At 63.8% G+C, this 7,965-nt stretch carries 8 protein-coding genes; all 8 read left to right on the top strand.

Features of this window, described 5'->3' with window-relative positions:
- Positions 1 to 60: 60 nt before the first annotated feature.
- The 8 genes from nuoH to HKL97_RS05405 all read left to right on the top strand — a co-directional run bounded on the left by nuoH (position 61) and on the right by HKL97_RS05405 (position 7,870).
- Positions 61 to 1,035 carry an NADH-quinone oxidoreductase subunit NuoH gene (gene nuoH, locus HKL97_RS05370; protein ID WP_291423209.1) on the top strand — a complete coding sequence of 325 codons (975 nt, stop codon included), beginning with the start codon at positions 61 to 63 and terminating at the stop codon, positions 1,033 to 1,035.
- 11 nt (positions 1,036 to 1,046) lie between these two features.
- Positions 1,047 to 1,559 carry an NADH-quinone oxidoreductase subunit NuoI gene (gene nuoI / locus HKL97_RS05375; protein ID WP_291423196.1) on the top strand — a complete coding sequence of 171 codons (513 nt, stop codon included), beginning with the start codon at positions 1,047 to 1,049 and terminating at the stop codon, positions 1,557 to 1,559.
- Complete coding sequence (nuoJ, locus tag HKL97_RS05380) at positions 1,556 to 2,056, top strand: NADH-quinone oxidoreductase subunit J (RefSeq protein WP_291423198.1); 501 nt, start codon at positions 1,556 to 1,558, stop codon at positions 2,054 to 2,056. Before nuoI ends, nuoJ begins: the two co-directional genes overlap by 4 nt.
- A 4-nt stretch (positions 2,057 to 2,060) precedes the next feature.
- Complete coding sequence (nuoK, locus tag HKL97_RS05385) at positions 2,061 to 2,369, top strand: NADH-quinone oxidoreductase subunit NuoK (RefSeq protein WP_291423200.1); 309 nt, start codon at positions 2,061 to 2,063, stop codon at positions 2,367 to 2,369.
- 3 nt (positions 2,370 to 2,372) lie between these two features.
- Positions 2,373 to 4,229, top strand: a complete 1,857-nt coding sequence (gene nuoL / locus HKL97_RS05390) for an NADH-quinone oxidoreductase subunit L (protein WP_291423202.1) — start codon at positions 2,373 to 2,375, stop codon at positions 4,227 to 4,229.
- A gap of 2 nt (positions 4,230 to 4,231) precedes the next feature.
- A complete protein-coding gene (gene nuoM / locus HKL97_RS05395; RefSeq protein ID WP_408820724.1) occupies positions 4,232 to 5,740 on the top strand; it encodes an NADH-quinone oxidoreductase subunit M in 1,509 nt (502 codons plus the stop codon).
- Complete coding sequence (locus tag HKL97_RS05400) at positions 5,737 to 7,188, top strand: NADH-quinone oxidoreductase subunit N (RefSeq protein ID WP_291423205.1); 1,452 nt, start codon at positions 5,737 to 5,739, stop codon at positions 7,186 to 7,188. Before nuoM ends, HKL97_RS05400 begins: the two co-directional genes overlap by 4 nt.
- Before the next feature lie 214 nt (positions 7,189 to 7,402).
- Positions 7,403 to 7,870: a CBS domain-containing protein gene (locus tag HKL97_RS05405; RefSeq protein ID WP_291423207.1), complete on the top strand. Its 468-nt coding sequence runs from the start codon at positions 7,403 to 7,405 to the stop codon at positions 7,868 to 7,870.
- Positions 7,871 to 7,965 lie beyond the last annotated feature (95 nt).

Below are 7,965 nucleotides of genomic sequence, written 5' to 3' on the forward strand. Positions count from 1 at the left end.
CATGATGCCCCCGCTCCGGCCGTGGTGATGCGGACCCAGCCCGGCCGGAGCGGGGGCATCATGAGCCATTCTCACGCAATCGTCGCGGGGCTGCTCAATGTGGTTCTCGGCCTTGCCTTCCTGATGATAACGGCAGCCCTGCTCACCTGGGTGGAACGCCGGTTGCTCGGCTTTTTCCAGGACCGCCCTGGGCCAAACCGCGTGGGTCCGTTTGGCGTGTTGCAGGTTGCGGCCGACGGCATCAAGCTCCTGTTCAAGCAGGACTGGATCCCCCCGTTCGCCGATGCGGGCGTGTTTGTTCTGGCGCCGGCGATTTCGATGATCACGGTCATGCTCGCCATGGCCGTGATCCCGGCCACGCCGCTGATCGGCATCATCGGCGATCTCAATGTCGGCCTGCTCTTCTTCCTCGCCATGAGCGGGCTTGGCGTCTATTCGGCGGTGCTCGCGGGCTGGGCCTCGAACAACAAATACTCGCTGCTGGGGGGGATGCGCGCCGCCGCGCAGATGGTGAGCTACGAGGTGTTCATGGGCCTCTCACTGGTGGGCGTGGTGATGCTCGCCGGTTCGTTCAACCTCACCGACATTGTGCGCAGCCAGCAGCATATGTGGTATGTGGTGCCGCAGTTCCTCGGCTTCATCGTGTTCTTCCTGGGCGGCATCGCGGAGACGCACCGGCTCCCCTTCGATCTCCCCGAGGGCGAAAGCGAGCTGGGCGCCGGATTCCACACCGAATATTCAGGCATGAAATTCGGCATGTTCTTTGTCGGCGAATACATCGGCATCATGCTCATCTCGGCGATGACGACGGTGCTGTTCCTGGGCGGCTGGTACGGGCCGGTGTTGCCGCCGTTCATGTGGTTCGGAATCAAGACCGGGTTGCTCATCTGCTTCTTCATCCTGCTGCGCGCCGCGCTGCCGCGCCCGCGCTATGACCAGCTCATGGCCTTCGGCTGGAAGCTGCTGCTGCCGCTGACGCTGCTCAACATCCTGGTTACCGGCGCGCTGATGCTCGGCCTGCCGGGACCGGCATAAGGGAGGAGACAATGCTGAGTTCATTACGCACGCTCTGGTATACCTTCCTACATCTGTTCCAGCGCAATGTTACTGTCCAATACCCTGAGCAAATGCCCTATCTCGCGCCGCGCTATCGCGGGCGGATCGTGCTCACCCGCGACCCTGACGGCGAGGAGCGCTGCGTATCATGCAATCTCTGCGCGGTCGCCTGCCCGGCGGACTGCATAAGCCTGCAAAAGACCGAGAGCGAGGGGCGCTGGTACCCTGAGTTTTTCCGCATTAATTTCTCCCGCTGCATTTTCTGCGGCTTCTGCGAGGAGGCCTGCCCGACCTATGCGATCCAGCTCACCCCTGATTTCGAGATGAGCGAATATGTCCGCCAGAATCTCGTCTATGAGAAAGAGGACCTGCTGATCAGCGGCACCGGCAAGTATCCGGAATATAATTTCTACCGCGTCTCCGGTCTTGCGGTCCCGGGCAAGGACAAAGGCGAGGCCGAGCATGAACGCGCGCCCATCGACATCCGGAGCCTGCTGCCATGAACGCCATGTTCGCCATCGCGGCGGGCATTGCTGTGCTCGCGACCGTGATGATGATCACGCGCCCCTCGGCGGTGCATGCGCTGCTTTATCTCACCGTCTCGCTGCTTGCGGTCGCGATGGTGTTCTTCGTCCTCGGCGCGCCGTTCGCCGCCGCTTTGGAGGTCATCATCTATGCCGGGGCCATCATGGTGCTGTTCGTGTTCGTGGTGATGATGCTGAACATCGGCGGCGAGGCGGAGGCGCTGGAGAACGACTGGCTGAAGCCGGCGGCCTGGATCGGCCCCTCGGCTCTTGCCCTGCTGCTCGCGCTCGAACTGGGCACGCTCGCCGCGAGCGGCAGTCTGGCGCGGCCCGCGGCCGCGGTGATCGGCCCCCAGGCGGTCGGCATCGCGCTGACCGGCCCGTATATGCTCGCGGTTGAGATTGCGTCGTTTCTGCTGCTGGCCGCCGTGGTCGCGGCATTCCATCTGGGCCGCGCCGTTATGAGGGGGGTATAGGGCGATGACGGCGATCCCGCTCGATCAGGGGTTGGGGCTTGCCGCGGCGCTCTTCGCGCTGGGGCTGGCTGGCGTGCTGGTCCGGCGCAACCTGCTGTTCATGCTGATGTCACTCGAGGTGATGCTGAATGCGGCGGGTGTGGCCTTCGTGGTTGCAGGTGCGCGCTGGGCGGCGGCGGATGGGCAGATCATGTTCATCCTCGTGCTCACATTCGCCGCATCCGAGGTTTCGGTCGGCCTGGCGCTGATATTGCTGATGCACCGGCGCAACAGCACGCTCGATGCCGATGCAAGCTATCATCTGAGGGGGTAGGCAATGCACGAACTCCTATGGCTCGTCCCAACGCTTCCGCTGCTCGGCTCGGTTATTCTCATGCTGGGCGCGGGGCGGCTTTCCATCCGCGCCGAGGCCGCGGCCGGGGCGCTGTCCGTCGGGTTCGCGGCCGTTATCGCCTTCACCATCGCCGGCGGTTTTCTGCTCAGCCCGCCGGCGGGGGCAGCCTATGAACAGACGCTGTGGCGCTGGTTCGATGTTGGCGGGCTTTCGGTGACGATCGGCCTGCGCCTCGATCCGCTCTCCCTGGTGATGATGCTGGTGATCACCGGCGTCGGCTTCCTCATCCATCTGTTCGCGACCGAGTTCATGGAGGGCGAGGAAGGCTATGGCCGGTTCTTCGCCTATCTCAACCTGTTTGTCGCCGCCATGCTCCTGCTGGTGCTGGGGGATAATTTCCTTACCCTCTACACCGGCTGGGAGGGGGTTGGGCTCTGCTCCTACCTGTTGATCGGCTTCTGGTGGCGCGACCCGGCCAACGGCCTCGCCGCGCGCAAGGCCTTCATCGTGACGCGCATCGGCGATACGGCGCTGCTGATCGGCCTGCTGCTGATTGCAAGCCGCCTCGGCACGCTCAACATCGCAGGCGCCATGCACAACGCCGCGCAGAGCTGGCCAGCCGGCTCTCCCCTCGCGACCCTGGCCGCCTTTCTGCTGCTTGGCGGCGCGGTTGGCAAATCAGCGCAGTTGCCGTTGCAGACCTGGCTGCCCGATGCCATGGCGGGCCCGACGCCGGTGAGCGCGCTGATCCACGCCGCGACAATGGTGACCGCGGGGGTGTATCTCATCGCCCGCACGCATGCGCTGTTCCTGCTCGCGCCGGCGGCGCAATACACGGTCGGCGGCATTGGCGCGGCGACCTTGCTGCTCGCCGGTTTCAGCGCACTCGCGCAGAACGACATCAAGCGCATCCTCGCGTATTCGACCATGAGCCAAATCGGCTACATGTTTCTGGCGCTCGGCGTGGGCGCCTGGGGCGCCGCGATGTTCCACCTGCTCACCCATGCCTTCTTCAAGGCGCTGCTCTTCCTCTCCGCGGGCGCGGTGACGATGCGGCTGCATCACGAGCAGGATATCTTCAAAATGGGCGGGCTCGCGCGGCGGCTGCCGGTGGCGTTCTGGAGTTTCCTGATTGGCAGCGCGGCGCTGGCGGCGCTGCCGCTGGTCACCGCGGGCTTCTACAGCAAGGAGGCGATCCTCTCCGGCGCCTGGGCGGATGGGAGCAGCGGGCGCGTGCTGTGGGCGGCCGGGGTGTTCGGCGCGTTCATCACCGGGCTCTACATATTCCGCGCCGTGTTCATCGCCTTTTTCGGCGAGGCGCATACGGAGGTGAGCGGACGTTATGGCTGGCGCGTCATCCTGCCGCTGACCGTGCTCTCGGTGCTCTCGGTGCTGGGCGGGCTGATCGAGCTGCCGCCCGCGTTCGGGCATGTCACGCTGCTCTCCAACCTGCTCGCCCCGGTACTGCCTGCCACCAAAGAGGCCGCCAGCGTAGTGCCGCTGCTGGTGGCGAGCCTCGCCGGGCTGCTGGGCATCGGCTTGGCGGCGGTGCTGTATTGGCGGCCCGCGCGGCCCCCGGCCGAGACGCCGCTCTGGCGCTTCTGGCACGCTGCCGCCGGGTTTGACTGGCTCTACGGCCGCCTGCTGGTCCGCCCTGTGCTGTGGGCGGCGCGGGAGGGGGCCGATGATGTCATCGACAGCGTGTATGACGCCATCGCCTGGACGGCGCGGACGCTGCATGAGCAGGTGCGGCGGACCCAGAGCGGGCGCGTACGCTTCTACACGGCCGGCCTCGCCATCGGCTCGATTTCCCTGATCGCGATTGCGATGATCCGATGAACATGCTCCTTATCCTGCTCCTCCTGATACCGGCCATCGGCGGCGTGCTCGCCTGGCTCTCCGGCGCGCGGCACCCGGACTGGCCGCGCTGGATCGCAATATTCGCGCTCGCGGCGGATCTGCTCCTCACCCTGCCTCTGATCGGCCGGGCCGTGATGCCCGGCCAGAGCGCCTGGATCACGAGTATTGATCTGCCCTGGATCCCGCAACTCGGCATCTCCTTCGAGCTCAATCTCGATGGGCTGAGCCTGGTTCTCATTTTGCTCACGATCGTGCTCGGCCTTGTCTCGGTGGTCATCTCCTGGAGCGAGATCACCGAGCGAGTTGGCCTGTTCCACGCCAACCTGCTCTGGGCCACCACCGGCGTGATCGGCGTGTTTCTCGCGCTCGATCTATTCCTGTTCTTCTTCTTTTGGGAACTGATGCTGGTGCCGATGTATTTCCTGATCGCACTGTGGGGGCACGAGCACCGCTTCTATGCCGCGATCAAGTTCGTCATTTTCACCCAGGGCAGCAGCCTGCTCATGCTGGTCGCGATCCTGGCGCTCGTCTTCATTCATCAGCGGGCGACAGGGCACCTCACCTTCGACTATCTGGCGCTGCTCGGCACCAAGATGAGCTCCGCCACCGCATTCTGGCTGATGCTTGGTTTTTTCATCGCCTTCGCGGTGAAGCTGCCGGCGGTGCCGTTTCATACCTGGCTGCCCGATGCCCATACCGAGGCGCCGACCGCAGGCTCCGTGCTGCTGGCGGGCGTACTGCTGAAGACCGGCGCCTACGGCCTGCTGCGCTTCGTGGTGCCGTTGTTTCCCGCCGCCGCCCATGAATTCGCGCCGGTTGCGATGACGCTCGGGGTGGCCGGAATTCTCTACGGCGCGTTACTCGCCTTTGGCCAGAACGACATGAAACGCATGATCGCCTACAGCAGCGTAAGCCATATGGGGTTTGTGCTGCTGGGCGTGTTCGCCTGGAACACGCTGGCGCTTCAGGGCGTGGTTGTGCAGATGCTGGCGCACGGCGTGAGCACCGGGGCGCTGTTCATTCTCGTCGGCGCGTTGCAGGAACGTATCCACACCCGCGACATGCGGCTGATGGGCGGGCTGTGGGGCGCCATGCCACGGCTCTCCGGGTTTGGCATGATCTTCGCCATCGCCTCGCTCGGGCTGCCCGGACTCGGCAATTTCATCGGGGAATTCCTGATCCTGCTCGGCAGTTTCCGCGCCAGCGTGCCCTTCACCGTGGTCGCGAGCCTCGGCCTGGTGGCGGGAGCGGCCTACGCGCTGCTGCTGGTGCAGCGCGCCTTCCACGGCAGGACCACGGCCCAGCCTGGCAGCGCCAAACCCTTCGACCTCACCGCGCGGCATATTGCGGTGATGGGGGGGCTTGTGCTCGCGATCATCGGGCTCGGGTTGTATCCGCAACCCGTGTTCGACCAGGTGGCGCCAGGGTTGGCGGCGCTGCAACATGAGGGCACGCCGCCAGGGAACACGCCAATGGAGGGGCAACCATGAACGCGGCGGCTTTCAAGGCTTTTGCGCCGTTTACCCTGCTGGGCGTGGTGACAATCGCGGTGATGCTGCTGATTGCGGTGCGGCGCAACCATCATCTCGCCGCGCTCTCGACCATCGCGGGGCTGCTGCTCTGCTGCATCGCGCTGCCACTGGCCGCACCCGCGGCGCCCATCGCGGTGACGCCGCTTTTCGTGGTCGATGGGTCCGTAATCTTCTACTCCGGGCTGGTGCTCGGCTCGGCGCTGGTTGTCGCCATCCTCTCCTACGCCTACCTCGGCGGGCCCGAGCAGGGGCCGCGCGAGGAGTATTATCTGCTGCTGCTCACCGCCACGCTCGGCGCCGCGCTGTTGCCGGCCAGCGTGCATTTCGCCTCGTTTTTCCTCGGCCTCGAGACACTCAGCATCTCGCTGCTCGGACTGATCGCCTATGCCAGCCCGCGCGAAGAATCGGCGGAGGCCGGGATCAAATATCTCATCCTCGGCGGCGCGTCCTCCGCCTTCCTGCTGTTTGGCATGGCGCTGATCTATGCCGATCTCGGCACCATGTCCTTCGCCCAGATCGGCGCGCTGGCCCGCGCGGGAAATCCGCACGATCTCTTCCGCCTGGTTGGTGCCGCCATGATTTTAACCGGCGTTGGCTTCAAACTCTCGCTGGTGCCGTTCCATATGTGGACGCCCGACATCTATGAGGGCGCGCCGGCACCGGTCACGGCCTTCATCGCGGTGGTCTCAAAGATCGCCGTATTCGCGGTGATCCTGCGCTATTTCATCCTTGCCGATGGCCAGGCCGACGCCTCGCTGCGGGCGGGTCTGGCCATGATCGCGATCCTCTCCATGCTCGGCGGCAATCTGCTCGCGCTAATGCAGAACAATGTGAAGCGCCTGCTTGCTTATTCCTCAATCGCGCATCTCGGCTATCTGCTGGTTGCCTTTCTGGCCGGGGGAGCGCTCGGCAACGAGGCGGCCGCGTATTATCTCGCGGCCTATGCCGTTACCAGCCTCGGCGCTTTTGGCATCGTCGCCCAACTCAGCACGCCTGGGGCGGGCCGCGACGCCGACCGGATGGAGGATTATCACGGCCTCTTTCGTACCCGCCCGTTCCTGGCAAGCAGCCTTGCTCTGATGCTGCTCTCCCTTGCCGGATTGCCGCCGACCATGGGCTTCATTGGAAAGTTCTACCTCATCGCCTCGGGTGTGGGCGCCGGATTGTTCTGGCCGGTGGCGGCGCTCGTGGTTGGCAGCGTGATCGGCATTTATTATTATCTGCGCGTGCTGGTTGCGATGGCGATGCCGGTGCCAGCCGCGCGCAGCGCCGCCCCGCCGGCCACGGCGCCGCTGTTCGGCAACGTGGTGATCGCGGTGCTTCTGGCGCTGTTGCTGATGCTCGGCACCTACCCGGCGCCTGCAATCGCGCTGATCCGTTTGACGGCCGGCGCGGTCGCCGGATAAACCCAGCACTTCTACCGCAGTGCAATTTGCATGGCTGAACTGTGTTCTCAAACATTGATGTGCTGGATCGGGCGTTAAAAAAAGCGCATAATCATTTCAGGATGGCCGTCATGCGTCGTGCCGAACATGCTGATATCAGGCACTATATTCAGGACCAGCCATCTGGAAAGGGTATCAGCATTGTTCGTGCCGGCGCGGTACGCAGGCTGATGGTTTGAATCGTTTCGGCACGAAATGCGGAGAAACAATTATGACAACCATCCGGCAGATTCTCGACCAGAAGGGGTGGAATCTGATTACACTTAGGCTTGATCAGATGATTCCTGAAGTCGCACGGTTTCTTTCCGCCAAACGGATTGGCGCGGCGCCAGTGGTTGACGATAATGGGCGCATGGCCGGAATGCTCTCCGAGCGCGATGTTATGCGTCTGGTCGGGGAACTCGGCAACGATATCACAACGCGGACAGCCGCGGATGTAATGACCGATTTGGTTGCCTTCTGTACGCCGGAGAGCACCATCCTGGACGCAATGCTGCTGATGACCAACAAGCGATGCCGCCATCTGCCGGTTTTCGAAAATGGCGCGCTGGTGGCGATTGTGAGCATCGGCGATCTTGTGAAGGCGCGGCTGGAAGAAGCTGAGTTCGAAGTTGCCTCACTGCGGGCTTATATCACGTCCTAGCACTACTTTGGCATATTTTATTGACTTCGGTTATTTTTAGGCTTCCCGAATCGGCTTTTGACTGATTCATGGGTGGTCGGCATTGATGAGGCTGA

Source organism: Acidocella sp. (assembly GCF_013044125.1).
Lineage (GTDB): Bacteria > Pseudomonadota > Alphaproteobacteria > Acetobacterales > Acetobacteraceae > Acidocella.

Coding starts and splice junctions, on each gene's coding strand:
- nuoJ (WP_291423198.1), top strand. CDS start 1,556: ATGAACGCCATGTTCGCCATCGCGGCGGGCATTGCTGTGCTCGCGACC.
- nuoK (WP_291423200.1), top strand. CDS start 2,061: ATGACGGCGATCCCGCTCGATCAGGGGTTGGGGCTTGCCGCGGCGCTC.
- HKL97_RS05400 (WP_291423205.1), top strand. CDS start 5,737: ATGAACGCGGCGGCTTTCAAGGCTTTTGCGCCGTTTACCCTGCTGGGC.
- nuoI (WP_291423196.1), top strand. CDS start 1,047: ATGCTGAGTTCATTACGCACGCTCTGGTATACCTTCCTACATCTGTTC.
- nuoL (WP_291423202.1), top strand. CDS start 2,373: ATGCACGAACTCCTATGGCTCGTCCCAACGCTTCCGCTGCTCGGCTCG.
- nuoM (WP_408820724.1), top strand. CDS start 4,232: ATGCTCCTTATCCTGCTCCTCCTGATACCGGCCATCGGCGGCGTGCTC.
- nuoH (WP_291423209.1), top strand. CDS start 61: ATGAGCCATTCTCACGCAATCGTCGCGGGGCTGCTCAATGTGGTTCTC.